This window comes from Mesorhizobium sp. WSM4983, from assembly GCF_029625765.1.
Classification (GTDB): domain Bacteria; phylum Pseudomonadota; class Alphaproteobacteria; order Rhizobiales; family Rhizobiaceae; genus Mesorhizobium.
In genome coordinates, this window is record NZ_JARTVM010000011.1 from 119,143 (window position 1) to 143,619 (window position 24,477).

The 24,477-nt window shown below is 58.8% G+C and carries 19 protein-coding genes and 4 pseudogenes; 13 read left to right on the top strand and 10 right to left on the bottom strand.

The annotated features are described in order from the left end of the window. The first annotated feature begins 122 nt into the window (after positions 1–122). Entirely contained in the window at positions 123–848 is a 726-nt protein-coding gene (locus P9254_RS24385) for a LuxR family transcriptional regulator (protein ID WP_411908607.1), read from the top strand. A gap of 175 nt (positions 849–1,023) precedes the next feature. On the opposite strand, the gene P9254_RS24390 is transcribed toward P9254_RS24385, so the two are convergent. Continuing rightward, positions 1,024–1,980, bottom strand: coding sequence for an IS481 family transposase (locus P9254_RS24390; RefSeq protein WP_063169302.1), 957 nt, complete (start codon positions 1,978–1,980; stop codon positions 1,024–1,026). Positions 1,981–2,418: 438 nt separating this feature from the next. Beyond that, on the bottom strand, positions 2,419–2,700 hold the full coding sequence (locus tag P9254_RS24395; RefSeq protein ID WP_063169301.1) for a DNA -binding domain-containing protein: 282 nt from the start codon (positions 2,698–2,700) through the stop codon (positions 2,419–2,421). A gap of 115 nt (positions 2,701–2,815) precedes the next feature. Between P9254_RS24395 and P9254_RS24400 the strand changes: the two genes are divergently transcribed. Continuing rightward, on the top strand, positions 2,816–3,049 hold the full coding sequence (locus tag P9254_RS24400) for a helix-turn-helix domain-containing protein (protein WP_082826573.1): 234 nt from the start codon (positions 2,816–2,818) through the stop codon (positions 3,047–3,049). A gap of 438 nt (positions 3,050–3,487) precedes the next feature. On the opposite strand, the gene P9254_RS24405 is transcribed toward P9254_RS24400, so the two are convergent. Beyond that, entirely contained in the window at positions 3,488–3,754 is a 267-nt protein-coding gene (locus P9254_RS24405) for a DNA -binding domain-containing protein (protein WP_063169299.1), read from the bottom strand. Positions 3,755–3,863: 109 nt separating this feature from the next. Here P9254_RS24405 and P9254_RS24410 point away from each other — a divergent pair, with 109 nt between their 5' ends. From P9254_RS24410 to P9254_RS24445, 8 genes and pseudogenes are all read left to right on the top strand, one after another. Then, positions 3,864–4,082, top strand: a complete 219-nt coding sequence (locus P9254_RS24410; protein ID WP_029354714.1) for a helix-turn-helix transcriptional regulator — start codon at positions 3,864–3,866, stop codon at positions 4,080–4,082. A gap of 657 nt (positions 4,083–4,739) precedes the next feature. Beyond that, on the top strand, positions 4,740–5,684 hold the full coding sequence (locus P9254_RS24415) for a DMT family transporter (protein WP_082826572.1): 945 nt from the start codon (positions 4,740–4,742) through the stop codon (positions 5,682–5,684). After that, on the top strand, positions 5,681–7,663 hold the full coding sequence (locus P9254_RS24420) for an argininosuccinate synthase-related protein (RefSeq protein ID WP_063169298.1): 1,983 nt from the start codon (positions 5,681–5,683) through the stop codon (positions 7,661–7,663). The genes P9254_RS24415 and P9254_RS24420 overlap by 4 nt, the downstream gene beginning before the upstream one ends. A 221-nt stretch (positions 7,664–7,884) precedes the next feature. Beyond that, a complete protein-coding gene (locus P9254_RS24425) occupies positions 7,885–8,112 on the top strand; it encodes an aminotransferase class III-fold pyridoxal phosphate-dependent enzyme (protein WP_263485461.1) in 228 nt (75 codons plus the stop codon). Continuing rightward, positions 8,073–8,321, top strand: coding sequence for an aminotransferase class III-fold pyridoxal phosphate-dependent enzyme (locus P9254_RS24430; RefSeq protein WP_063169297.1), 249 nt, complete (start codon positions 8,073–8,075; stop codon positions 8,319–8,321). The genes P9254_RS24425 and P9254_RS24430 overlap by 40 nt, the downstream gene beginning before the upstream one ends. Before the next feature lie 308 nt (positions 8,322–8,629). After that, a pseudogene (locus P9254_RS24435) lies at positions 8,630–8,864 on the top strand (aldehyde dehydrogenase family protein); the annotation flags it as partial. 68 nt (positions 8,865–8,932) lie between these two features. Beyond that, positions 8,933–9,588: pseudogene (locus tag P9254_RS24440) on the top strand (IS630 family transposase); the annotation flags it as partial. Between the two features lie 905 nt (positions 9,589–10,493). Next, positions 10,494–10,694: a hypothetical protein gene (locus tag P9254_RS24445; protein WP_244514237.1), complete on the top strand. Its 201-nt coding sequence runs from the start codon at positions 10,494–10,496 to the stop codon at positions 10,692–10,694. Between the two features lie 307 nt (positions 10,695–11,001). Here P9254_RS24445 and P9254_RS24450 read toward each other — a convergent pair whose 3' ends face one another. Both P9254_RS24450 and P9254_RS24455 read right to left on the bottom strand, forming a co-directional pair. Beyond that, positions 11,002–11,700 (bottom strand): OmpW/AlkL family protein, encoded by a 699-nt coding sequence (locus P9254_RS24450; protein WP_063169295.1) that lies wholly within the window; start codon positions 11,698–11,700, stop codon positions 11,002–11,004. Between the two features lie 38 nt (positions 11,701–11,738). Continuing rightward, the gene (locus P9254_RS24455) at positions 11,739–13,901 is read right to left on the bottom strand and encodes a prolyl oligopeptidase family serine peptidase (protein WP_082826571.1); all 2,163 of its coding nucleotides are present in this window, start codon (positions 13,899–13,901) and stop codon (positions 11,739–11,741) included. A 217-nt stretch (positions 13,902–14,118) separates the two neighbouring features. Between P9254_RS24455 and P9254_RS24460 the strand changes: the two genes are divergently transcribed. Next, the gene (locus P9254_RS24460) at positions 14,119–14,379 is read left to right on the top strand and encodes a hypothetical protein (RefSeq protein WP_095769041.1); all 261 of its coding nucleotides are present in this window, start codon (positions 14,119–14,121) and stop codon (positions 14,377–14,379) included. A gap of 93 nt (positions 14,380–14,472) precedes the next feature. Continuing rightward, positions 14,473–14,673: pseudogene (locus P9254_RS24465) on the top strand (SMC-Scp complex subunit ScpB); the annotation flags it as partial. A gap of 161 nt (positions 14,674–14,834) precedes the next feature. On the opposite strand, the gene P9254_RS24470 reads toward P9254_RS24465, so the two are convergent. From P9254_RS24470 to P9254_RS24490, 5 genes and pseudogenes are all read right to left on the bottom strand, one after another. Then, complete coding sequence (locus tag P9254_RS24470; RefSeq protein ID WP_063169293.1) at positions 14,835–15,071, bottom strand: hypothetical protein; 237 nt, start codon at positions 15,069–15,071, stop codon at positions 14,835–14,837. A 116-nt stretch (positions 15,072–15,187) separates the two neighbouring features. After that, positions 15,188–15,871, bottom strand: a pseudogene (locus tag P9254_RS24475) (integrase); the annotation flags it as partial. A gap of 243 nt (positions 15,872–16,114) precedes the next feature. Further along, positions 16,115–19,648 carry an autotransporter outer membrane beta-barrel domain-containing protein gene (locus P9254_RS24480; RefSeq protein ID WP_082826570.1) on the bottom strand — a complete coding sequence of 1,178 codons (3,534 nt, stop codon included), beginning with the start codon at positions 19,646–19,648 and terminating at the stop codon, positions 16,115–16,117. Positions 19,649–20,350: 702 nt separating this feature from the next. Then, a complete protein-coding gene (locus tag P9254_RS24485) occupies positions 20,351–20,983 on the bottom strand; it encodes a hypothetical protein (protein WP_063169290.1) in 633 nt (210 codons plus the stop codon). Continuing rightward, positions 20,980–21,258 carry a helix-turn-helix transcriptional regulator gene (locus P9254_RS24490; protein WP_063169289.1) on the bottom strand — a complete coding sequence of 93 codons (279 nt, stop codon included), beginning with the start codon at positions 21,256–21,258 and terminating at the stop codon, positions 20,980–20,982. The genes P9254_RS24485 and P9254_RS24490 overlap by 4 nt, the downstream gene beginning before the upstream one ends. 975 nt (positions 21,259–22,233) lie before the next feature. On the opposite strand from P9254_RS24490, the gene P9254_RS24495 reads away from it, so the two are divergent. Then, complete coding sequence (locus P9254_RS24495) at positions 22,234–24,165, top strand: potassium transporter Kup (protein WP_063169287.1); 1,932 nt, start codon at positions 22,234–22,236, stop codon at positions 24,163–24,165. Positions 24,166–24,477 lie beyond the last annotated feature (312 nt).

Sequence of the window (24,477 nt, forward strand, 5' to 3'; positions counted from 1 at the left end):
CATTCTGGAGCCCGGTCAGCCCAGCGACGCCCGCGAATTCAATCACGTTTGTCGGGACATACACGACGCAGCCGGAAGGCGTGCAGAAAGAGGAAGAATCGAGCGCGACGATGACGAGGCACATGCCACTTGTTTTCGAGACATTCCTTGAAAGACTGTCACAGAGTATCGATGAGGCAGATTTCCGGGATGCCATGGCTGAGGCGGCCGGACGACTTGACCTAATCTTCTTTGCCTACCTCTCCTTGCCAGCACGGCCTTCCGGCAAACCGAGGTTAATTTCAAACTATCCACCCCGCTGGACCAGACAGTATCTGGAAAATCAGTATGAGAAACTCGATCCTGTGGTCTTGCGTGCTCGAAATGGCGGCTGCCCGTTTCACTGGGGATCGAATTTGGGAGGCGATAAAATGTCGCCGGCTCAACAGCAGCTATTCGATGAGGCGGCTCAATTCAGCATCTGCTGCGGTTTGACGATCCCAATTGTCGATCTCCGCGGCCGCATCGCTGCGGTTACTTTTGCCGCCGATGAGCCTCGTCCAGTATTTCTTCGGGTCGCTGAGCGGTACGAACAAGCTCTTCAACTGATGGCGGCCTGCTTTCATCGTTGCGTTCGCCGCAAATTGCCGAGCGATCGAACAGTGGATGGGGTTTCGCTGACATCCCGCGAATATGAGTGCCTGAGGTGGGCAGCGCGGGGTAATTCAGCCTGGGTGACCGGCCGCATCTTGGGTATCAAGCCACGCACGATCGCTTTTCATTTGGACAATGCCAAGAAGAAGCTAGGCGTGCGAACCCAAAATCAGGCTATAGCCCTTTTGGGGTCCGAAGGGTCCTCAATTGTCTGAGAAGCTTTTTGATCCCCTTGTGCTCGGGCCATTCGATCGCGCGCTTTGTATCGAGCGTTGACTGGATGCCGAGATCTTCTGTTCCGCCGGCTCGGGCGATGCAGCCGTATTCTTCCAGTCCGCGCCGGTGATCATAGTCTATGGGTGCTCGAGCGGGTGTGTCGTCGCTGACGAGCTAGTTGTGGAGCCTCAACAGGTTGTCCTCGGTTAGAGCGAGGCGACTGATAGGTGTTTTGGACTTTAGGCTCCCGTGGGGACGGTGCCAATTGTATCTGTGCAGCCAGACCGGCAACTCTGCGGCGCGGTGATCTGAAGTCGGATAAGCGATGGCATAAGCCCATTCGCGCAGTGCTGTCTGGATGAAGCGCTCGGCCTTGCCATTGGTCTTGGGTGTATAGGGTCTTGTCCTGACGTGCTTGAGGCCGAGATCGCGGCAGGCCTTGGCGAAGGCCTTTGATCTGTAGCAGGAGCCGTTGTCGGTCATGACGCGGGCTATCGTGACGCCGAGGCTGGCGTAGTAGGCCACCGCCGCCTTGAGGAAGGCGATGGCGCTTTCTTTTTTCTCGTCGGGCAGGATCTGCGAGAAGGCGATGCGGGAGGCGTCGTCGATGCAGACATGGACGAACTCCCAACTGCTGCCGCGCGAGCTGGCATTGCCGGTGCGCTTGCCGGTAATGCGATGACCGATGCGCTCGAAACGACCGAGCTTCTTGATATCGATATGGATCATCTCGCCAGGATGCTCGCGCTCGTAGCGTCGGATCGGCTCGGCCGGTTCGATATCCCGCAACCGCGACAGTCCGGCACGCTTGAGAACCCGGCTAACGGTGGCGGGCGAGACGCCGACCTCATGGGCGATGTGCTTGCCGGTCCAACGTTGCCGCCGCAGCGCCATGATGCGCTCGGCGATCAACGCAGCGGTGGCCTGCGGCATATTGGCGGGCCGCGAGGAACGGTCGATCATGCCGGCCCGCCCTTCGGACTTGTAGCGCTCGACCCAGCGCGCCACGATCTTGGCCGACACGCCGTAGACACGCGCCGCATGGGCTTTGGAGAAAGCGCCTTCTATCACCGACAGCGCCATCTCCTCTCGACGCAGCGGTGTGAGACGGGCATTCTTATGGATGTTCATTCGGACCCTCCGGTGAGTGCTGAAGCTTGGTAACTCCAGTCTCCCCGGTCCGGTCCGAATGGACAACCTCCCGAAAGCTCACAGCTAGTCGTGCGGTTATATAGTTTCCGAGGATGGCCCGCTTGCATACCTGCCTGCCGGTAATCTCTAACCCTTGACTTAGGGCGATGGCTATCGGTTATGCGGCTTGAAAGCGAAGAGGTGGACCCTTCGTCGAGCGCCGGTACGATATGGAGTGCTGCTCCGGGCTAATACCCATCCAGACAGAGCGGAACCTTCTATCACGTCAGACGCTCGGACAGTTGCCAAACCCCGATTTCCTGGGAACTGAATTGTGCTCGCCACCGGGTCCATTTTGCCGGCGCGTCTGTGGTGCAGGCCCCGATCAGCCTGACCAATGGCACAGGAACGCTTCTATGACCGAGCACTGCGAATTTGTCAGCTGGCGAACAATTCCTTGTAGCCGCTCGTCACCATCCAGTTCGCACGGTCGAGATGACTACGAAGCGCCTTCCTGGCGCGCTCCGGTTCAAGTGCCGGATCAATGCCGAGGATCAGTTGGGCCATTTCCTCTTCGGGCGCCTCATCGGCTGAGGCGTCCAGGAGCCTCATATAGATGGTAAAGTGCGCCCTGTCGTAGGCGGTAAGACGGTCAGACCAAGGGACTTCGTCGAGCAGTGTTGAGCTTTGAGTCCTATCTGTTCCCGTTGATTGATTCATGTCTGCCGCGAACCTCGCATGTTGATCGCTGGATCCAAGGCAGAATATCCCAAAATGGGATAATCCGAAACGGGGATTAGTCGCTGAGCCGGTCTCTACCTGCCGGTTCACCTAAATGCCCAAATCTCTTCGATCTCCCCGCCACCAGCGGTTTCTGGCCCAGTTGATCTCACTGCGCAATGTCAAAGGGCTGACGCAGGCGCAGGTGGCTGAGAAGCTTGGTCGTCCGCAATCTTTCGTGGCGAAATATGAGGGTGGCGAACGGCGTCTCGATGTCATTGAGTTTCTCGACGTAACTGCGGCCCTCGATGCTGATCCGTGTGAGATTCTGTTGAGCCTGCGCACGTAGTGGGCGCCCGCGCCCATCACCGCGCGTGCCGTGTGCCGGTGGGTCGAGCCCCGATTTTCTTGGCTCTGGCGTCTCGACCATTCCGCTGCGCCTCCTAGCGCGTCGTTAGACTCTCGCAATTCGCTCTGTTTTGTGCCTTTCTCAGCAGGTGGCGCCGCATCCTTCTAGGCCCGCCGCGGCGTCCCGCAACCCTTAGCCAGCTGTGAGCTTTCAGTAGGTTGTCCATCCGGCCCTTCGGATGCGGTGCGGCTCAGACGGCGGACCCGTTCCTGTCATGATTCGCCGCCGCACCCATTCCTGGGAAGCAGCCATTGGCGAGCGGAGGACAAAATGATGAGACAGCGAAGCGCTGGGCCATCCGCGCTGTGGTGATACGTCGATGCATGGCGGTTGCGCGACTTCGTTGCTTGAAGCGAAGCGACCGCACCGCCCATTTCGTCAACTGGCGAACAAATCCTTGTAGCCGCTCGTCACCACCCAGTTTGCACGGTCGAGATGACTGCGAAGAACGTTGCGTGCGCGCTCAGGTTCGCGTGCCGGATCAATGCCGAGGATCACTTTGGCCATTTCCTCTTCAGTGGCGTTGTCGGCCGAGGCGTCCAGGAGCCTCATATAGGTTGTAAAGTGGTCCTTGTCGTAGGCTGTAATGCGGTCCGACCAGGGGACCTCGTCGGCGAACGGCGTGTTCGATCTGGGCTGCAACATCGCTAATTCTATCTCCGGCCAATGGACCCGCGAAGCCCTGTGCCTGCTAAATGTGGATTACATATTATAGTTGATAAACTCAAGCCGCCTGATCCGCTGGCTTGCGTGCATGGATATGCGCAAGTTGGTCGGACGGAATGTGCAGAGGATCAGGCAAAGGAAGCGCCTGACGCAGGAGCAGCTTGCGGAGATTTCCGGGTTCAGTCAGCAGTACATCAGCGGCTTGGAGAAAGGCCGAAGAAATCCGACAATTATCACGATCTATGAACTGGCATTGGCCCTCGGCGTCAGCCACATGGATCTGGTTCGGCCCGACAAACAGGCATGATACACCCGCCCTCCAAGTAGCTGGCCGCCTGATGGCGCGCGCCGGGTGCTCGTGAACCCAGGCTTTTCTTAGGGTCCCCCGGCAGCCCCTGCCATTTGGCTCGCCCTGGCCCGGCGCACCCTATTGGACAGTCGGCCGCTGCGGTTTTTGTCAGCCTTTCCTGGGGCGGTCGGCATTGCCTTTTAGGCCCGCCGCGGCCTCCCGCAACCTTCGCTCTCGCTTCAGGTCCTTCTCTTGGTTACGATCCTTCGGATGCGGTTCGCCTCTTTCAGCGGGCCTAATCGCTTTCTGCCGCCCACCCCACGGGGACAGCCACGCGAGACTAGTATGGAGCGTTGCGGTTAGCGCACGAACAGCAAAGGAACTGAAAAAACAGGCAACTGTCGAAGCATGGCTGAACCAGCCATCGTGTCGGCATCTTGGAGCCGCGTGTTCGCCTTGAGGCCCTGCCGGTAGGATCCCTGCAGTTGAAGTCATTGTCGGCATTCTGACAACAATGGACATGAACCGCCGAACTATCAAGGCGACCAGGTTGTTGTCTAGCAATGGTTTTCCGAATCGGCACGGCACTTGCGTTACCAAAAACAAGTACGCCGCGGCACGGATCGCCCAAGAGGCTGAACGACCTGATCTGTTTGACCCTCGCAGCAGGGGTGGATGGCTAACACAAAGGAAACTTTGAAGGTGGACGTTTTCGAAAGTTCTCCAATACCTGTCAGGAAAACACGGACGCCATCTTTCTCGGTGGATCTAGCCTTGCTGGGAGTCGCATTCGTTTGGGGGGCGAGCTATCCGGTCGGGAAAGGCGCACTGTTCTACGCGCCGGTTTCGATACTTGTTCTTTATCGCTTCCTGATTACTACGATCATTACGGCAGTGGCTGCAAGACATGAGATCGCATTGGTCTCCTGGGGCGATTTCATCCGCGGCTTCGCATTGGGAACAATACTTTTTTGCATCTTTATTGCTGAAACTTACGGCGTTGCATCGACAAGCGCAATGAACACGGCCTTGATCATATCGCTTTGTGTGATTTTCACGCCGAGCATCGACTATGGGCTATCACGGCGACTTCCACCTACGGGCATTTTGGCAAGTGCTGCCATAGCGTGCATCGGTGTCGGCATTCTCACTGGCGGGATCAGCAGGTTCAGCCCGGGTGACGCGCTTGTCTTGGGGGCCGCGATTCTGCGAGCGGTTATGGTCGTTTCCACCAAACGCCTTCTGGCCGGCCGGCAGATTTCATCTGCAGCCCTGACGGCCATCCAAGGATCGACGGTGGCAACACTTACTTTCGTTTTGGCCGTCGCTCAGTTCGGAATTTCAGGCCTTGTTGTGAGGGCCACCCTTCAGTTTTGGGGCGCTGTTGCCTTCCTTGCACTCTTCTGCACCCTCGCTGCATTCTACATTCAAAATGCCGCAGTGAGAAAATCCACACCGACACGGGTTGGCTTCTTGATGGGAACAGAACCTTTTTTTGGTTTCGTTCTAGCGCACCTTCTTCTGAATGAGCCTTTGACAGTACCGAGCTTGATAGGCGCAGGCCTCGTCCTCGCTGCGACGTTTGCTGGCATCTGGTTTGAGAGCAGGACATCCAAATGAACCCCATCTTGGCTTCCACCAAACCCGCCATCGGCGGCATTTCGAGTTTTGAAGATCTGGAGGCTTTTCCGGACCGAACCGCACCAGTTGCAACCATGTTCAGCGGCGGTCTCGACAGCACCTATCTTCTCTACAAGCTGCAAAGCCTTGGCTTTGCGAACATTGAAGCTGTCGCAGCGGATGTCGGAACGCGCATCGATCAGCCTTTGTTGGAACGGACGGCAGCCATGTTCGGCGCGCGCTTTGTCTGCCTCGAAGGGCGGGATGCCTTTGTCGAACAAGGCGTGAAATCAGCCATTCGAGCCCACGCCAAGTACCTTGGCATCTATCCGTTGAGCAGTTCGTTGAGCCGTCCCATAATCGCATCTTTGGTTGTTAATCATGCTAGGTCAATCAACTCACGGCTGGTTCTTCATACAGCAAACCTTTCTCAAAACAGTCTTCCGCGCCTTAACAATAGCATTAAGCGCTCAGGATTTTCCGGCAACTTCGGCAGTCCGTATGAATGCTCTGTGATATCCCGACAACAGAAGACCTCCGACCTGTCCAAGTGTGGAGCGACTTTTGTGGCGGACCGCACGTGGAGCGCGGACGAAAACCTCTGGTGTCGGGAATTCGAGTCGGGGCCTTTGGAAGATCCCGAGAACTTTTCCATCCCCGAGGAGGCATTTGCTTGGACGCGCCACATTCCCGCAGAGCAGCCGGTAGAGATCAAACTCGGGTTTGCAGACGGAAGTCTCGTGTCAATTGATGACCGTGATGTTGCATTGGTCGACGCAATCCCGTTCCTGAATAACACGGTCGGCAAATTCGGGCACGGCCGCTTTGTCGGGCTTGAACACATCACAACCGGCCAAAAGGTTCTCGAAGTCCGCGAGGCCCCTGCCGCGGCCATTATCTTCGACGCGCTGCGTCACCTCGAAACCGCTTCTCTTGACGTGGCATCAATCGTTTTGAAGCAAGGGCTTGAGCAAGCCTGGTCCCAAGAGGCGGTTTCAGGTGCATGGGGCAGTACTATTCACCAGATGTGCGAACGGGCCATTGCATCCGCCCTCGAGGGCGTTAGCGGGAGCGTCAGCTACATAGTCGATCACACACGCTTTTTACCTCGGTCGATCCGAGCCAGGACGCCGAGATACATTAGGGACCGCGACCTTTGGGAATACCAAGCCGCAACCCACATAGCGTTGTCCAAAGCGTTCCGTCCTCGCCAAGTCACCAAAAGGGAGACACCCGTGGAAAACAACGCACCCCAGGCGCCGGCCAACCTCAGTCAACAATGCACTGACGGTCTGGTGACAAATGGATGGTGGTTTTCAAAAGGCGAGCGCGCCGAAGCCTGCTTTGGCATCGAAATTGATGCAGCCTGGAAGAACTTTGCTGACCATTGGAATCGACTTCTTCTCGATGAATACATGCGTGACGGCGGAACATATCGTTACCGGCGCTATAGCGCTTTTGAATATGACGCGACTGACGGAATCTTTAGGCTCCTACCCCACGCCCCCTACGAACAATCAAAAAGTGTCAATCATCTGAATGGCGGCTTCAAGCGCCACTTCGAGCCCCTTGAAAACTCCTTTATAGACCATCCCGTCTTAGAAAAGATTCTGACAGGTTTCTGCAGAATTCTATGTGAAGCCGCCCGACATGATCGTTGGAATATCAAGATCCATCCCTACCGGATTGTCGCGCGCGATGGTGTAAATGGCAAACCGGCACCCGAGGGCCTTCACCAGGACGGGGTGGACTTCATTGCTTGCTATATGATTGGGCGGGTCAACGTCACCGGCGGCATGAGCATGATCACCGACGCCTCAAAGGAGTTCCTCGGCGAGGTCGAAATGAACTCCCCGAATGATTTTGTGATCTGCAACGACCGCGAAACCTTTCACGATGTATCGTCGATTGTGGCCGAAAACCTGAAAATGCCGTACGCTTATCGCGACGTCCTTGTGATCGCCTTCGAGAAATTATAACGCCCAGCGCGCCGAGAGCATTTTCAACAAGGTTCAATACTGCTTGGTATCCTCTCGGGTGTTCCTGGTGCGGGAACAATGCAGGATTAATTTCTTGCATCTAAACACCTAGATAGCAGTTTCGCCTCTCTGGTATGATGGTTTTTGGCCTCGCGGATCTCGCGTAATACGAATGACCGTGGACACCCCCGATCTTCGCAAGAAAGTGAGAAATTATCCTCATGCTGTCCGACGAGGTGGTCTGCGGCTTCGGAGGCACCGGGAACTGGTTTGGTAGCCAGACATTTGGGATGGAACCGGACATGCTCTCGATCGCCGGGGGGCTTTCATCCGGTCACCTGCCCATTGGCGGCGTCATTATCTCGACAAGATTTATCAATGCGCCGCTGACGAGGCCCACAAGGTCGGCGTGTTCGGTCACGGTTTCACCTACTCCGGTCATCCGGTGATAGCGGCCGTCGCCGCCGAGGCGATCAGGATCTACAGCGAGATCGATTTCGTGACCCAGGCGCGTCGTCTCGGCGATCACTTGCATGGAGCCCTCGCGGACGCGCTCGGCGACCATCCGCTTGTCGGTGAAGCCCGCGGCCGCGGCTTCATCGCGGGGGTTCAGATCGTCGAGGATCGTGCGCCCGTCGCGTCTTCGCGCCCGAGCTGAGGATCGGCGATGTCGAGCGGCGGTGCCGCGAGCACGGCGTCATGATCCGCAATATGGGAGAAGTGCTTGGAATCTGTCCGCCCTATATAATCACCGAAAGCGAGATCGACCCCTTGGTTGACGGCATTCGTTCTGCACTCGACGGCGCCGCTGCTGCGAATTCCCGGGTCGGTCGGGTGGCATGAGTTCCAGCATTAAGACCGACTGCTTCACTTCAGTGGATATTATCGAGCAAACGCTCACCCGAGGGGTGCACTTCATCCGTGTCCGGTACAAAACGTCACCCATGTCTCAGGTCGGGCACGCCGCTCGCCAACGACACCGAGTTCGGCCTCGCGGCCTACTTCTACACCGGCGATCTCGGTCGCGCCTTCCGCGTGATGGAAGGACTGAAGTACCGGCGTCAATGAAGGCCTGATCACCACGCCGGAGGTGCCGTTCCGCGGCGTCAAGGAATCGGGCCTCGGCAAGGAAGGCGGCCTCCAGGGCATCGTGGATTATCTCGACACCAAACATGTCTGCATCGGCGGTCTCGGCGTCTAGTGGTTCCCGCCTGACATAGGAGTCCAATCAGAGATTCCCTTTCTGGCCTGCGCGTGCGAGTCTGGCGCATGCGCACAGGAAGATCGTTCACCGTTTCGTCGGCCGATCGCGTCCGTCTGACGGCGCTGATCAGGGATCGCAACGCCCCGCAAAAGCATGTCTGGCGCGCCGAGATAGTGCTTTTGCCCGCCGACGGCGTCGGCACCGGCGAGGTCATGCGCCGCATCGGCAAGTCGAAGACCGACGTCTGGCGCTGGCAGGAGCGCTTTGCCGCGGAAGGCTGTGACGGGCTGCTGCGCGACAAGACGCGACAGTGGCGCATTCCGCCGCTCGGTCCCGATGTCGGCGAGCGCGTCGTGGCACTGACGCTTGCCGATCCGCCGGGCGAGAGGACCCACTGGACCGCCGACATGATGGCGCAAGCCGCCGCAATCAGCGCCAGCGCCGTCAGGCGCATCTGGAAGGCGCATGGTCTCGCACCCCACCGCTGGCGCCAGGTTCAAGCTCTCCAATGATCCGAAGTTCGTCGACAAGTTGCGCGCCGTCGTCGGCCTCTATCTCGATGCGCCGGCCCATGCCATCGTTCTGTCGGTCGATGAAAAGAGCCAGATCCGGCGCTCGACCGCACCCACCCGGCCTGCCGATGAAGAAGGGGCGGCTCGGTACGATGAGGCACGACTACAAGCGCAACGGCACCACCACCCTGTTCGCCGCCCTCAACGTCCACTATTGTCCCGTTGACGAGAATATCATCTTAGTTGCTTGTAAAAATTTGTTCTCCACTTCCGTCTCCATCGTATCTCAGTCAACGCGATGGAGCAGGAAATGACTACAAACATTGTGAAACTGGAAGAAGGCAGGGCAATCGGCTCTAATCGTGACGTGCCGCTGTCAGATCATGAGGCGGAAGCCCTAGGGCATCTTGCGGTGGCGCTGAGTGGCATTTCGACGACCATTCGGTCCGCCGCCTACAAACACGCGCTAAACTCTAGTCACGCGATGAAGCCCCTAAAGGAGACGGAGGACGCGCTTACCGACTACGACGCCTTGGCGAGGGCGGCGGGCCGAAAGCAGCCGAAAGCGGCGGAGGAGGACGACAGGAAGGGGGACGCCCTAGCGAGAGAGGCCGCCGCACAGGTCAGCAGGGTCGATCAGACCCGATCTTCCCGCTGGAGCAGACCGCGAAGGGTACCGGTGGCATCAACGGACTACGTTCGGCAGGTGGTCATGGCAGATAGTCAGCTTGGAGCAGTGTCGGCACTGGTAAACGCGCGGCGAGTGGCTCCAGAACGCTTCCATGCTTCTGTTCCCAGTGTAGATAATAATCCGGATGCTCCGCTTCTGACCTCTTTTTCGGACTATCTGAGCAGGGTGTGCGGACTGGAGTCAAAGTCCCGCGAAGGCGTTCTCCTGGGCAGCCGCCGCTTTCTGGATTGGTTCCATCACCACCATTCCCGGCCAAGCCCTCGGCGCGTTGACGGCTGAGCATGTCCTTGCCGCTGTCGAACATCGGCTGTCACTATCGGCGACCTCCGGTACCCGCACCGGCAGCAACTTCTCACATCGTATTGGGCTGGCCACCACGACCAGAATCTCGCGCGCGTCGTCCCCAGGACGCCCCACTGGCGTTTGGCTCATCTAACCCTCGAACTCGGCTACGGCCCGTCGACGGTCTTCTTCACATGGGTCGGATTCGACGAAATGGACGAGGTCACAGGCGACGGCCATGCTGAACTGCTCGACGACGGCTCCATCGACATCACCTTCTATCACAACGGCGACGAGGCAATCCTCAAGGCCAAACGGGACACTTCTTCAACGGCCTGCTAGGAGATCCGTGTTCGCCTTGCGCTGACAAAGAAGCTCACACATGACGTCCGGGAGACGATGCTGGCAAATGGTCTGGCTGAAGCATTCCACCCACAATACCAAAGCCCGTCCCGATCCAAAGCGCTTCTAAGCACTCCACCTCAGGCGCAAGGCCGGTTGGCCAGTGCATCTTCTTGGTCCGCCGGAAGAGAACCCCGCCCGACAATAGCTTCATGAGGTCTTGCGCTGCAGTGTCGACCGTAAAAAAGGGCGCGCGAGGCGCCCTTCATTTAAACCGGCAGTCGGGAAGCAGACTTCACTCTGATATTCAAAAGCGGTAGGTGACACCTGCGCCTATCAGCCAGGGATCGAGCTCCGCCTTCCCCGTCAGCTTCGCGCCGGTCACCGTGACGTCGAAGTCCGGCTTCAGGAAAAGCTTCTTCACGTCGAAGTTGAGGCCCCAGTGCTGGTCCACCATGTAGTCGAATCCGACCTGCAGCGCCGTGCCGAACGTGTTCTTCACCTTGAGAGCATCAGCGCTGCCAGTGTCCTGGTTGTAGAAGATCGTGTAGTTCACGCCGGCGCCGACATAAGGCTTGAACGCGCCGAGATCGGTAAAATGGTACTGCAACGTGAGTGTCGGCGGCAGCAGCCAAACTTTGCCGATGTTGCCCAACCCTCCGATCGTCCCTTGGCCCGCGATGTTGGCATAAGTGGTACCGAGTATGAGTTCGGCGGCGATGTTGTCGGTGAAGAAATACGAGATATCGAGTTCCGGCGTCACCGTGTCCGAATACGAAAGACCGGAGCCGGGAAGCGTATCAACGTAGCCCAGATCTTTCGTAACGACGCCCAACGCCCGCAGGCGGACCTGCCAAGGGATTGGCGCTTCGGTGACCGAGGCTCCCGTCTCCGCCAGGACGGTCTCTGCTTGCGCAGGCTCCGCGGCGACGGCCTGCTGTCCCACCATGATCAGGGCCACCGCCGCTGCTGTTGCCCGCGCTACGCCCATTCGCGTTCTCGCCATGAGATTCACTCCTTGATGTTCAGAAAGGATGCACTGCACTATTTCGTCTCCTGCTCGAATGAATTGTTGATGGACCTCAAATGCCCCTCTTGCGTTGCAACGCGTTCCGCCGTCTCCGGAGGGTGATCGTTGAAGCCGATTGCGCTGCGGAGAAAATTGGTGCCTAGACTGATGAATGCGGCTTGCTCCCGATTGTCCTCGCCGCAGCCGTGCCCGCCTGCGCTGGCCTCGTAGAAGTAAGCGGGATAGCCAAGAGCCTGCAGTTTTGCGGCCATCTTGCGCGCATGGCCCGGATGGACGCGGTCGTCGCGTTTCGTGGTGGCGATCAGGATAGGCGGATAGGGCTGTCCCGGCGCTGCGGCGTGATAGGCGGAGATTTCCTTCAGGAAAGCCCAATCGTGAACCTTGTCCGGATCGCCATATTCGTCGATCCAGCTCGCGCCCGCCAAGAGCTTGGTGTAGCGACGCATGTCGATAAGCGGTGCTGTGCAGAACAGAGCCCCGAAATGCTCAGGATAGCGGGTCAGCATGTTTGCGATCAGCAGGCCGCCATTTGAGCCACCCTCGGCGGCAATCCGCCTCGGCAGGGTGATGCCCCTTCGCACGAGGTCGGAGGCAACGGCGGCGAAATCGTCGTGGGCGAGACGCTTGCCCTCCCTGCGCCCGGCTTCGTGCCAGCGGGTGCCGAACTCGCCGCCGCCGCGGATGTTCGCCTCGACACACGTGCCACCGCGCTCGAGCCACAGCTTGCCCAGCGGGGAGTTGTAGTAGGGCAGGAATGATACGCCGAACCCGCCATAAGCGGAAAGGTGAATCGGAGCATCTCCGTTCCCGTTCGCCGGACCAACCTGCGTATAGGGGATCAGCTCATGATCGATAGAGACTGCCTCGTGGCGCGTGACCACCAGTCCGGATGCATCGAAATTCTCCGGGCTGCGCTTCAGGATTGCTGAAGCGCTGAGAGACGGCGCGGCATTCAGATCGAACAGCAAGAGCTGCGGCGGCGTGATCGGATCCTGAGCACAGATCAGGACCTCTCCATTGGTCTCGTGAACTGCCGCATCGAATGACCAGACGTCGACAGTACCTTCGGCGGGCAGGGTGTTCAGGACTCGGCGCGTCCATTCCTGGTGGCCGGGAGTGAACATCTCGAAACGCGGTGCGAGATTGACGAGGTAAGAGATAATGAGCTTCCCGTCATTCCAGAAGAATGACTGCATGGAGCGCCTTTCCCCTGGTTGAAACAGGGTCTCAAAACGGCGTCCGCCGGCGAGGAAAGTGGAAAGCGAGATGACGATCAGCGCGTCGGCGGGATGGGTGGTGCCTCCCACCGTCCAGGGCTTGCGCGGCCTTACCGCCAGCCAGTCGCCGAAGACCCGCCACGACGCGTCGCGAGGAAGATCGATCTGCCTCCTCGGCCCGCTCCTATCGCCGATCCAGCTGATCTTCTCGAAGAAGGCCGGCTGCTCGATGAACCAAAGGCGCTCGCTGCGGCCGGTGCGGTCCGAATGACCAGACACTTGGAAGCTTTCGAACCCGGCCTCGAAGATTGCCGGCGTGGTGAGGGGATCCGCGTCACGCTTCCACAGTCGAACTGTGCGCGCATAGCCGGAGCGGGTGGCCATGCCATTACCAAGCGCACTGGAAAGCAGAAGCGTGTCAGGGTCCAGCCAATTAACGTAGCCTTTGGCCTCGGGGAGGTTGAAGCCGTCGGCGACAAAGCTCAGAGAAATCAGGTCGAATTCGCGATGCACGACCGCGTCGCTGCCGCCGCGCGACAGGCGCAGAACGGCTCTTTCCCGTCTCTCCGGCTCGATGGACGCGCCGTCCCAGATCCAGTCCTCTCCGTCGCTAGCCGCGAGAGCATCCAGATCGAGCAGTAGCTCCCATTGGGGATCCGCCTTCATGTAGGCGGCAAGGGTGGTCCGGCGCCACAGTCCGCGTGGATTACCGTCATCTCGCCAGTAATTGTAGAGGTACTGACTACGGCGCGCGATCAGGGGAAGATTGTCGCGATTGTCGAAAATGGCTGTCAGAGCCGCGCGGTCGCGCTCGAACTGCGTTCCACCGAAGTGCTTCAGAGTCCTTGCCGATTGGCCGGCGGCCCAGGCAAGTGCCCGCTCGCCCTCTACATCTTCAAGCCAGACATAGGGATCGTCGTCGGGAGCATCAAGCGTTGGACGGACATCAAATGCGTTCATGTCCGGACAGCCTTCAGAAAGAAGGGATAGAGGCTTCCGTCGGCTCGGGAACGCTCAGTGTCGGTAGCGGCGCCCACATGTTCGAAAAGCGTGATCATTGATGAGTTCTTCCAGTCGGTGCGGCATCGCAGTGCTTTTGCGCATAGGGCCGCAACCTTCGTGCCAACTGGGAAAATCGTTTCGGAACAATGCGATCGCTCTGGAAGCGTTGTGTCACATGTCCGACATCGTCGAGAATCCGACAACGAGTGCTCCTCCTAATCACCGGATCAACCTCCGGCGCCAGTCGTGGACACTGTGCAGAACTCGAGAAGTGAAGCTCATTGGAGTGAACCTGGTTGACGCCCAACATCTTCGCTCTGGAGCGCTTCACGCACACGGATTCATGGCAGACACCATGATGCGATCGATGCTGTTAGAGACCAAGCTGGCTGCGCCTGTGAGTTTCAGCCGCCAGCTGGAAGCAGCGGAGTTCTGAGGAGAAGGGTGGGGGGCCCAAGCCCTGCCGCAATCTTGGCCTGCACCGTCCCCTTGATTGTTGTGGGTCAACGTCTGCCTGCCCGCTGAATTTGGCACGCCTTACACCTACGTCACGACCAAGACCTTCCTGTTGCACTTCGGCCTCGACACACTGCGGGATTTGCCCGATTTCGAGGCGATTGAGGTTGCCGCGCTGCTCAGCAAGGAGAAGCTGCTGGCGGGCGATACTCCCATCGGGCTGGTGAGTGGTGGAGGAGGTGAGGAGCGACACTCCAAGGCCAGGACGGGCTAGCGCAGCAGATACATGGAAGTAATCGCTTGATATGAGCGGTTGAGAGTCGAATCAGGGAACTATGCGATCACTATCGATAAGAGGTGGCAATATCGATCGTGATTGTATCGGGCCACTCTACGGCGAAGGAGGCGGCAACTTGTGTCTCCGACCCGAAACGATTACCTTGCGGCCATTATGAGCAAGCATTTGGCATCCGTCTTGACGACGTGAACGCGCCCTGCAGCGTACAGCTGGACGACGCGGCGCTGGCCGATTGCTTTGCGGATCTCGATTTGGCCAAGCAGCATCCCGCTCATGTCAGCGCCTTTCTCGGCGAGGTCCCTCTCGCCCAGCAAGTCGAGTTCGCAACCGCGCACCACATTCGCGGTCGACGAGATGAAGGCTTTTGCCGCCAAGTTCTCTGCCTGGTCCGGCGAAAGCTATCCGCTCGCCGCATAATGGCTGGACATGATAGCCGACGCCCGTCCCGAATGGCGGCGGCTTTTTCGTATTATATCGACCTGATCGACAAGATGCGGCGGAACAGGGGTCCACGTGCGATGCGGCCAAAGCGGATCCAGCTCTCGAGCGCGACTACGGGGTAGGTGTGGTCGCTGGAGCCGCGGCCGACCTCGACCTCGCGCCAGCCGGTCTTGCCGCGCAGGGTGACCAGCAGCCCTTGCCGTCAAAAATCTCGATCCAGCTGGCGCCATCGCTGTTGTCGTCGCGCATGACGTCGAGACCGACGATCTCGGAGCGCCGCAGGCCGCCGCCACAGCCCAGGAGCAAAATAGCGCGGTCGCGCAGGCCCTGAGGTCGTGGCCGAGCGTGGCGATCATCGCCAGCAGATCGTCGCCAGGACCGCCTCTTTCTGCCGCGGTGGCTTTGCGTGCTTGCGGCGAATGCCGGCAAGAACCTTATAGATATGCCGCTCCGCGCGGTCCAACGGCCGGCCGCGCTGGGTAAAGTTCCAGGCGAGGCCGGAAAGCCGCCGCTCGATGGTCGCAAACTAAAGGGCAGGGGCGCCACGCTTCGGATCGCCGGCGGCGGTGCCCGAGGCACAGGCGCTGATATTGAGCCTGATCACCTTCGAGCCCGGAGGCAGGGGATCGAAGCCAGCGCGCCGGCACCAGGAGGAAAAATGCCGCCAATCCTTGGGGTAGGCGTCGCGCGTGTTCTCCGAGGTGGCGTTGTAGCCCCTCGCGGTCTCGACCAGTTCCTGGACATGCGCCGGGACTCTTTGAGCCGGGTCTCCATCTCCTTGTAGAGCTTGTCAAGCTCGCCATCGACTGGCTTCAGGTCGTCGATTGAACATTGCGTCATCATAGGCTTTGTGCCTTGTTGTAGCAGGCATCGTCCGTTCGCGCGGCGGACACAGACATCACCGTCGCTGAGCCGAGAACGACGGTAAAAGAAAATGCACTCACTGACTTCATAACCAATCTCTTTTGCGGGTGATTTAGAAACGGACGCCGAGCTTGGCGCTGAACCCGTGTGTCTGGGCATCCGAGGCGATCTGTCCCTGATAGGCGATGCCGAACGTCGCGTTCTCGGTGATGTTTACGTCAAGCCCAGCTTCGAGCAGAGCTGCGTTCTTTGCGATCGGCACGCCCTTGATGGCGAAGGAGGAACCGCCAGCAAAGGCAAGAGCGGTATCCGGCCTGACGTCGCCGAAGGCGTGGCGCCAGCCAAGACCGCCGCGCGCGGTAGCAGTCACGGTGCCGAGGGTCAGTACCGTCGACGCACGCAGACCTAGCGTGGTAAACGCCGTGTCGCTCGAGCGATCCCCGCTCGACAAGGCGGCTGCGCCGCCATTCTCGGTGAAGCCATCGGCGTCAAAATTCACATAAGCGAGATTAGCGTAGGGCTCGAAGGAAGCCGAAGCCGTATTGATACGGTAGCCGAGCTCGCCAAAGGCCTGGAACGTGCCGGCGTCGTAATCGGCCGAAAGGCTGTCGGCGAAGCCTGGAAAGACCACGGACCTGCCGGTCTCGATGCTGTGCCAGGTATAGGCAAGGCCGGAACGAAAACCGAGATTGCCGTTCTGCGTGCCGGCAAAAAGACCGAGATGGTAATTCTCGCTCGAGCCCGACGACGCGCGATCGTCCGCCTCCAAGGAGGTATGGCTGTAGCCGCTGATGAGGCCGAGCCGCCAGCTTTCGCCGACAGCCGCGTCACCGCCAGCCAGAAAGCCGCCTGTCGAGTGATCGAGACCGGCGGCATTGCCGTCGCTGTCGAGATGACCCCAGGCGCCGAAGCCACGGCCCCATACGGCGAAATTCTCACTCGTTGCCGGGGCCAGTTCCAGACCACCCAGCCCATAAGTCATCACCGGAACGCTGGAGGCACCGACGCCGTCGAACGCCGCACGGATCCGTTCGCTCGCGGCATCGCGTACAGAATGACTGTCCTCGATGAGGCCGCTATGAATGGAAGCATGAACCTCGCCTGATAGCATATCGAAAGCGTTGCGGGCTTCCGGCGCCGTCAGGAACAGGATGTTGTCCTGGATCGGATTACCGCTTCCAAGCGCCTGAGCCGCTGCGGCGACCGAGCGTTGATTGAAGGTGCTGGCTACATCGGCAAACGCCGTCGATGTGCGGCTGATATCGAGATAGACATTGTTGGCATCGTAGACGAGCTGGAAATCGACGAAGGGCGTCGCGTCTGTCGCCAGAGCCCCCGTCAGCCCGCCATAGGTGCCGCTTACGCCGCCTGCTGCGGAGAGCAGAGTATATCGGGCATCGACCGATAGCGTTCCCTGCCGCAGCAGCTCGATCTGCGCGCCGCTGTCGATCGCCGCTGCTCCGCCAACATCGATGAGATCGGACGACCTTGCGAGGTCGACCTGATAGATCGATCCGGACTGCTGCGCGAAATCGCCCGTGACAGTCAGTGTGGTGACGATCCTGCTCGGATCGGTCGCACTGCCAGGAGCGACCGTGCCGCCCTCGGAAATGGTGACCGCACCGTAGGTGCCGCCGCCTGCGACGACACCGCCGCTGTTTGCGATAGCCGTGCCCCCGATCTGCCCGTCATTCCCGAGAAAGCCGGACGTGGTCGCATCATGGGAAAGCACACCTGTATCGGCAAGCAGCAATCCCGCGCCGGAACCGACCGTCGTCATGCCGGAAAAATTGTTCTTTCCGCTCAGCGTTTGCACGCCACCGGCAACGAATAGTTTGCCGCCCATATTATTGTTATCAACGTCGAGGTCGTTGATGCTGCCGGCGAACGTGTCGTTCGAATCCGTTAGCACCAGGGTACGCTTGCCCAGTTCGACCGTTCCGCTGCCACTCAGGCTACGAATACGGGCATCGTTGTAGGCGTCGGAGATTCCCCAATAGTCGCTGCCATTTCCATGTTCGGAGATATCGAACGTGCCGTCTGCAACGACTTTCGCTGACCGTTGGATGTTGCCGAGCCCCGCAAGCGAGAGATAGGCATCCTGAGCAATATTCGTCTCGCCGGTGTAGGTGTTGACATTCGTCATCCGGACCACCGTCTTTGTATCAAGCGTCAGCGATCCGGAGCCGGAGACGACACCCGCTATGCCGAACCCGCCCTCATTCCCCATGCTCGTCGTGATCCTGCTCAGACCGGTCCCTTCGGGTGCGGATGAATCGGTAGAGAAGTTGCTGGCAGTGACGAAATGTGACGTATAAGCGGTATACTTCTTCTCCAGATCGAAAATGACCGATCTGTTTTTGAAGAAGTCAAGACCGGCAACAAAACTGGTCTGGTCATTGGGTTGTTCCGTCGTGCCGCTGGTGTAGGTGAAGTCGATATTGTCCAGCCTTACCGGATCGCCATCCGTTCCTGCGATTGTAACGCTCGGGATGTTGCCCGATGCGCTTACGATCTCGCGTTGCTCATTTCTCCGAACATTTTTAAGTTTGACGCCCGCATCCTGAAATTGCTTCAGCATCGCATCACTGATCTCCAGACTGCCACCGCCCGGTGTGCCGGTGTCGAGCAATACCGCGGTCTTGTTGGGGTCGGTGATTGGTGGGGCTCCATCCTTAACCGTGTACTGCAGATTGTAGCTGCCTTCGTATTCGGTCGAGGCATTGGCGCCAGAGCCAGGAAAATTCTGATAAGAATCCTGATCTTTTTCCTCGGGTTCTCCCCATGGCATGGCATTAGTATATTGGGCCCGGAGGCTTGGATTGAGGTTGACAATCGTGCAGGGGGAACAGCCAGGCGTTTGGTCGCTCTCGGAATCCGGATTCACATTGGCGGAGACCACGTAGCCAGACCTGGTGACACTGCCCATCATGCCCCAGACACTTGTCTTGCCAAGAAAATCGCCGGCCCCGAATGTACCTGCGAAATCGCCGCCTTCGTCTGCCATCTTGCCAGCGGTCATTTTCGCCCGCTGCTCCTTATCGGCGTGATAAGGTTCTTGGAGATCCTGACCATACATATCTTTAAGTCCATCCGTCACGGATCCCGGCGTGCACTTAAGATTGTTGTCCTTGCAATACGCATGGGTATAGACAAAATCGAGAATGCGAGCAGCCCGGTATTTCTTATCGCTTACAGACGGCCCGTCGATTGTTATCTTTTGATCTGGATCGACATATGTAAATTTATCAATTTCCACGTTCTGAAGCTTATTACCATACGTTCCGTCCCCGTACGTATATACGTAAGGCGTGTCGGCAATCGGGCGGACCCCGGTCACCTCTGACCCGATCTGCGTGTTGAGCTGGTCCGAGCCCGTGTCGAATACGTATCGCTGCGCGTTGCCATTGTTGATCTTGGCCCAGATGCCCAGGCGGTCATGGCCTTCCCCGACATACTCCAGCGGGATCGAAATCGGGTCGTCGGCCAACGCTTCTCCAGTTGGAAATGCTACCAGACCCACCCCGAGAGACACAGCCGGCAGGAATACCGTCGTCATCGCGGTGGTTGCCGCCAGAAAGTTCTTTGTCCTGAAACAAGCCTGCATACCTGGTCCTCGAAAAAGTCTCGCAAACTGATTGTTCATTGGAACGGCCTCCTGAATTGTTTAACGAGACCCTTTATGGCGGCCCTGGCTGACAACAGCCTGAAAGCTGCAAGCGGCCTGCGAGAATGGGGCGATCCTGAATGACGACAGGTGCTGTCAACAATGGATGAGTGCTCGGCCTGAAAGCTGAGCACGCTTTATGCTCAGGCTGCTGACAAGGCCAAAGCAGCGTAAGTGCGGAGTGAAATCCAAGGTCCACATGGGTCGTCGCGCTTCCCGTGCGCCTGGGAAGGCGCCGGCCCGGCCAAGCTTTCCCAGATCGTCCGGATGGCGCACAAGATACCGGTTCAGGTCGATCGAGATGGAGGCCGAGGCGTATGCCAAGGCGGTCGACTGCCTGACGAAAGATCAGAATGCGTCGCTGGCGCTCTACGATTTCCGCCGGCAGCGAGCTCAGCTCCTGCCGGGCATCCGTGTTTACTGGCGACGAGACACAAGATGTGCCCAAATTGCCACCAGACCGTCACCTGCGATGAGTTTCGGCAACTGATTTTGTCCTTTCAATCGTCGCCACTTCCTGGCCGCGGCCAACATGGGCCACTCGAAGGCAGCAGACTGGCGGCTATATGGACGGGCTGTGAGCCCGCACCGGAGACATTGGCGAAATCTACGATCTCTATAGCAACGTCAAGGAGAAGCGCGAGGTGTTGCAGATGTGGTCAAATCACATCGAATGGCTGATCAAGCAGGCTGCGGATGACGCTCTGGCGGCGTAGCTGCTGGCATGGGCGGAAGATGCGGCGCAACAATCGTCAGAGCCTCATCGAATTGGAGATCATGCTTGACCAGCAAATGCGCGGCCAATGCTTCGATGGCTGACCAGTGATCGAGTACTAGCCGGGCCGTGCGATCTTCGATCCGCCTCCAACGGGGGCGGCGCGGCATCAGGAACCGCAACTCACCATAGATTCGCTTGGCATCCGCGTAGTCGCTGCTCCCCTCATTCCCATCGGACGCATTCATCGCCATATCGCGCGGGTCCAGATAGCCTTCGAATGCGGATTCTGCAAAAGGACCTGCCAGACACGCAACTATCTCTTGGATCGCTTCATCGCGTTGGAAATGTCGATCCATATCGTTCTCGAAAATCGGCTTTAGCTCCGAGGTGAATCCTTGCGCTGAATAGAAAACCGTGCCTTCGACAAAACCACCGCACTCTCCGTCACCGGCGTCGGGGTAAATACTAACACTTGAGAAAGCAGGGAGTTCACGGTCGTCGTCGAACATCTGACGGTGCAAAACGATGGCGGCCACCGCGTGCCCGGCTTCGTGATGCGCCACAGACGGGAGAAGATATTGGGAGGCTACATTCATGCGGTGCGGCTCTCAGATCTAGTTTCCATCCAAGCCCTGATATCGGATTCAAGCCATGCGACTCGGCCGGGGGAGATGCGACGCCGCTTAGGGAACAGGCCTGCCTTCAGAGTCGCGCGGTCGCGCTCGAACTGCGTTCCACTGAAGTGCTTCAGGGTCTTTGCCGACTGGCCGGCGGCCCAGGCAAGTGCCCGCTCGCCTTCCACATCTTCAAGCCAAAGATAGAGATCGTCGTCGGGAGCATCCAGCGTTGGACGGACATCAAATGCGTTCATGTCCGGACAGCCTTCAGAAAGAAGGGATAGAGGCTTCCGTTTGATCGGGAACGCTTAGTGTTGGTAGCGGCGCCCACATGTTCGAAAAGCGTGATCATTGATGAGTTCTTCCAGTCGGTGCGGCATCGCAGTGCTTTTGCGCATAGGACCGCAATTGTCGTGCCAACTGGGAAAATCGTTTCGGAACAACGTGATCGCTCTGGCAGCGTTGTGTCAGATGTCCGACATCGTCGAGAATCCGACAACGAGTGCTCCTCCTAATCACCGGATCAACCTCCGGCGCCAGTCGGTGACACCGCATTCCTCTGTCTTTCCAGGAGACGGCGTGGACATCAATGCCGTTCCTCACCGAACCCGCCTCCTAGCCCTTCGCCCATACGTCACGGCCGCCCCCCGGTTTGGCTTCAACCTGAAGGATTACGGCGTCCTCTTCGCAGAGAAGATCGGGTTGTTCGTGGCGCGCGCAGCGGAGCCCAAGGAGCTTTTCTGGGTTGCGGATACTGGCATGTCGATATTACGACCGTGTGTCCTTCGACAAGCTTGGTGGCTTCTTCAACCAGAATCTCGCCGCGGAGATCGAATCGTTATCTGCGCCGCAAAGTGCGGCCGGTGAGCGGCGTGGCCCTGCGTTCCAGTTGGCCACGGTCCTCGCTGGGACGAGCAAGTAAATGGCTTGCGCAGCAACGGTGCGATCACACCTGGAGCACGGCGTCATCAGGAAAGCGCCATCCTTGTGCGCCCACGACACCCTGGTCGCCATCGGCCGCATCGCGGGGGGGCACTGTGGGCGATAACCATTCATTGATCTGGGCGATTGAGGGTTCTGCCGGGGCGCTATTGCTGCTCGGTAGGGCTGCGGGCTGGCGAGTCTACCAAGGCGAGCAACGACAGGCGAGACGGCAGACATTACGTGACGGAACTTGATATTGCAGTGCAGCAAGCGTAGAGCACCGCGCGCTTATCGGAGTGTCGTCCATGGCCCTTACCAATGCTGGTAACGAGGCAGAACCTGTCGAACAATCGAGCCATTCTGAGGTCGAGCAGCACAGCACCAAGGCGCTGATGTTGGGCGCACTAGGTGTCGTTTATGGCGATATAGGCACCAGCCCGATCTATGCATTTCGCGAGGCGTTGCATGCATCAGCGGGTGGCAACGTCGCCAGCCGTGGCGACATCCTCGGCGTACTCTCGCTGATCATCTGGTCCCTGACGATCACCGTGACGATCAAATACATCATGTTCGTGCTCCGCGCCGACAATCGAGGCGAGGGCGGAGTGCTGTCGCTTATGGCGCTGGCGCGCAACAGTTTCCCGACCTGCTCTGCGGTGATCCTCGGCATCGGCATCGGCATCGGCATCGTCGGCGCGGCGCTTTTTTTTGGCGACGCCGTCATTACGCCGGCAATCTCGGTACTGTCGGCGGTCGAAGGTATGAATGTCGTCACGCCGACGTTCCAGCCCTATGTGGTGCCGCTGACACTGGCCATCCTGGCGATCGTGTTTGCGGTACAGCGGTTTGGCACCGGCGGCGTAGGATTGGTGTTCGGACCCGTTACCGCGCTGTGGTTCCTGGCCATCGGCCTTTCCGGGCTCAACCACATCATGGACGACCCGGAAATCCTGCTGGCAATCAGCCCGCATTACATCGTGTCGTTCCTGGTCAACTCGCCTGACGTCGCCTTCGTTACGGTTGGTGCAGTCTTCCTCGCCGTCACCGGAGCCGAGGCGCTCTACGCCGACCTCGGCCATTTCGGCCGCAAGCCGATCGTGCTCGCCTGGCTGGCGATCGTGTTCCCTTGTCTGTTGCTCAATTATGTCGGGCAAGGCGCCTTCGTGCTGGCAAATGGCGGCGTTGTCGGTCATCCGTTCTTCGAGATGAACCAGGGCTGGACGCTTATTCCGATGGTCGTGCTTGCCACGGCGGCGACCGTGATCGCCTGCCAGGCGGTGATCTCCGGCGCCTTTTCGCTGACCAGGCAAGCGGTACAGCTCAACATGCTGCCGCGTTTCGTCATCCAGCACACGTCGGAAAAACAGTCGGGCCAGATCTATCTGCCGCGCATCAACCTGATGCTGGCGCTGGTGGTGATGCTGCTGGTGGTCGGCTTCGGCGAATCCAGCCGGCTGGCCTCGGCCTACGGTATTTCGGTGACCGGCAATATGCTGGTGACGAACATACTGCTTTTTGTTGTGATGACGCGCATCTGGAAATGGCCGCTCGGCGTCGCGATAGCCTTAATGGCGGTGTTCGTCTTCATCGATACCGGCTTCTTTGCAGCTAACATCGTCAAGGTATTCGAAGGCGGCTGGGCCTCGCTTGCCATTGCCGCAGTGATCGTGATGACCATGTGGACTTGGATAAGAGGCAGCAGGTATCTATTTGACAAGACGCGCAGGAACCAGATTCCGCTCGATTTCCTTGCGGGCAATCTGTTGAAGAAGAAACCGCAGCTGGTGTCCGGTACGGCCGTGTTCCTGACCAGCGATCCCGCCAGTGCGCCGACCGCGTTGATGCACAGCCTGAAGCACTACAAGGCGCTGCACGAACAGAACGTCATCCTCTCTGTGGTGACGGCGCAGCAGCCCGTGGTGCCCGACAGCGAGCGGATCAAGATGGAAACGATCAATGAGCTGTTCATGCGGGTGACACTGACCTTCGGCTACATGGAACAGCCTAACATCCCGCGTGCGCTGGCGATCTGCCGCAAGCAGGGTTGGAAGTTCGACATCATGACGACGTCCTTCTTCCTGTCGCGTCGCTCGCTCAAGGCGTCACCCAACTCCGGCATGCCGGTGTGGCAGGACAAGCTGTTCATCGGCTTGGCGCGCACGGCCGCCGACGCGACGGAGTATTTCCAGATCCCGACCGGACGTGTGGTCGAGATCGGAACGCAAGTGGCCGTTTAGGTATGCCCGGTTAAGCAGAATCAATTGGCATTTCGCGAGCCGGTGAATGCCTGACCGGGCGGAGGCCACGATGCTTGCGCCAAACTGGGGTCCGGTTCCAGGCCTGAAGCTTCCGGCCCCGAAAGCCGTCCTTTACGCCTGCGATCATTTCCGTTCCGCATTGTCTTGCCGACCCACCAGTCGAGATGCGCTGAAACGACCTCGCCGGGCAGCAACTTATCATTTGAACCTAATCGATGTGCCGCAAGTCCGACCTTCATTCTTCAGTTCACAGGCTAGCGTTGCCAAAATCGGCGTGCCGCCTAACCGGCG

What these genes read in the sequence shown, in the direction of transcription:
- P9254_RS24385 (WP_411908607.1), top strand. Translation starts at nt 123, where the DNA reads ATGCCACTTGTTTTCGAGACATTCCTTGAAAGACTGTCACAGAGTATC.
- P9254_RS24390 (WP_063169302.1), bottom strand. Translation starts at nt 1,980, where the DNA reads ATGAACATCCATAAGAATGCCCGTCTCACACCGCTGCGTCGAGAGGAG.
- P9254_RS24395 (WP_063169301.1), bottom strand. Translation starts at nt 2,700, where the DNA reads ATGAATCAATCAACGGGAACAGATAGGACTCAAAGCTCAACACTGCTC.
- P9254_RS24400 (WP_082826573.1), top strand. Translation starts at nt 2,816, where the DNA reads ATGCCCAAATCTCTTCGATCTCCCCGCCACCAGCGGTTTCTGGCCCAG.
- P9254_RS24405 (WP_063169299.1), bottom strand. Translation starts at nt 3,754, where the DNA reads ATGTTGCAGCCCAGATCGAACACGCCGTTCGCCGACGAGGTCCCCTGG.
- P9254_RS24410 (WP_029354714.1), top strand. Translation starts at nt 3,864, where the DNA reads ATGGATATGCGCAAGTTGGTCGGACGGAATGTGCAGAGGATCAGGCAA.
- P9254_RS24415 (WP_082826572.1), top strand. Translation starts at nt 4,740, where the DNA reads ATGGCTAACACAAAGGAAACTTTGAAGGTGGACGTTTTCGAAAGTTCT.
- P9254_RS24420 (WP_063169298.1), top strand. Translation starts at nt 5,681, where the DNA reads ATGAACCCCATCTTGGCTTCCACCAAACCCGCCATCGGCGGCATTTCG.
- P9254_RS24425 (WP_263485461.1), top strand. Translation starts at nt 7,885, where the DNA reads ATGCTGTCCGACGAGGTGGTCTGCGGCTTCGGAGGCACCGGGAACTGG.
- P9254_RS24450 (WP_063169295.1), bottom strand. Translation starts at nt 11,700, where the DNA reads ATGGCGAGAACGCGAATGGGCGTAGCGCGGGCAACAGCAGCGGCGGTG.
- P9254_RS24455 (WP_082826571.1), bottom strand. Translation starts at nt 13,901, where the DNA reads ATGAACGCATTTGATGTCCGTCCAACGCTTGATGCTCCCGACGACGAT.
- P9254_RS24460 (WP_095769041.1), top strand. Translation starts at nt 14,119, where the DNA reads ATGTCCGACATCGTCGAGAATCCGACAACGAGTGCTCCTCCTAATCAC.
- P9254_RS24480 (WP_082826570.1), bottom strand. Translation starts at nt 19,648, where the DNA reads ATGAACAATCAGTTTGCGAGACTTTTTCGAGGACCAGGTATGCAGGCT.
- P9254_RS24485 (WP_063169290.1), bottom strand. Translation starts at nt 20,983, where the DNA reads ATGAATGTAGCCTCCCAATATCTTCTCCCGTCTGTGGCGCATCACGAA.
- P9254_RS24490 (WP_063169289.1), bottom strand. Translation starts at nt 21,258, where the DNA reads ATGAACGCATTTGATGTCCGTCCAACGCTGGATGCTCCCGACGACGAT.
- P9254_RS24495 (WP_063169287.1), top strand. Translation starts at nt 22,234, where the DNA reads ATGGCCCTTACCAATGCTGGTAACGAGGCAGAACCTGTCGAACAATCG.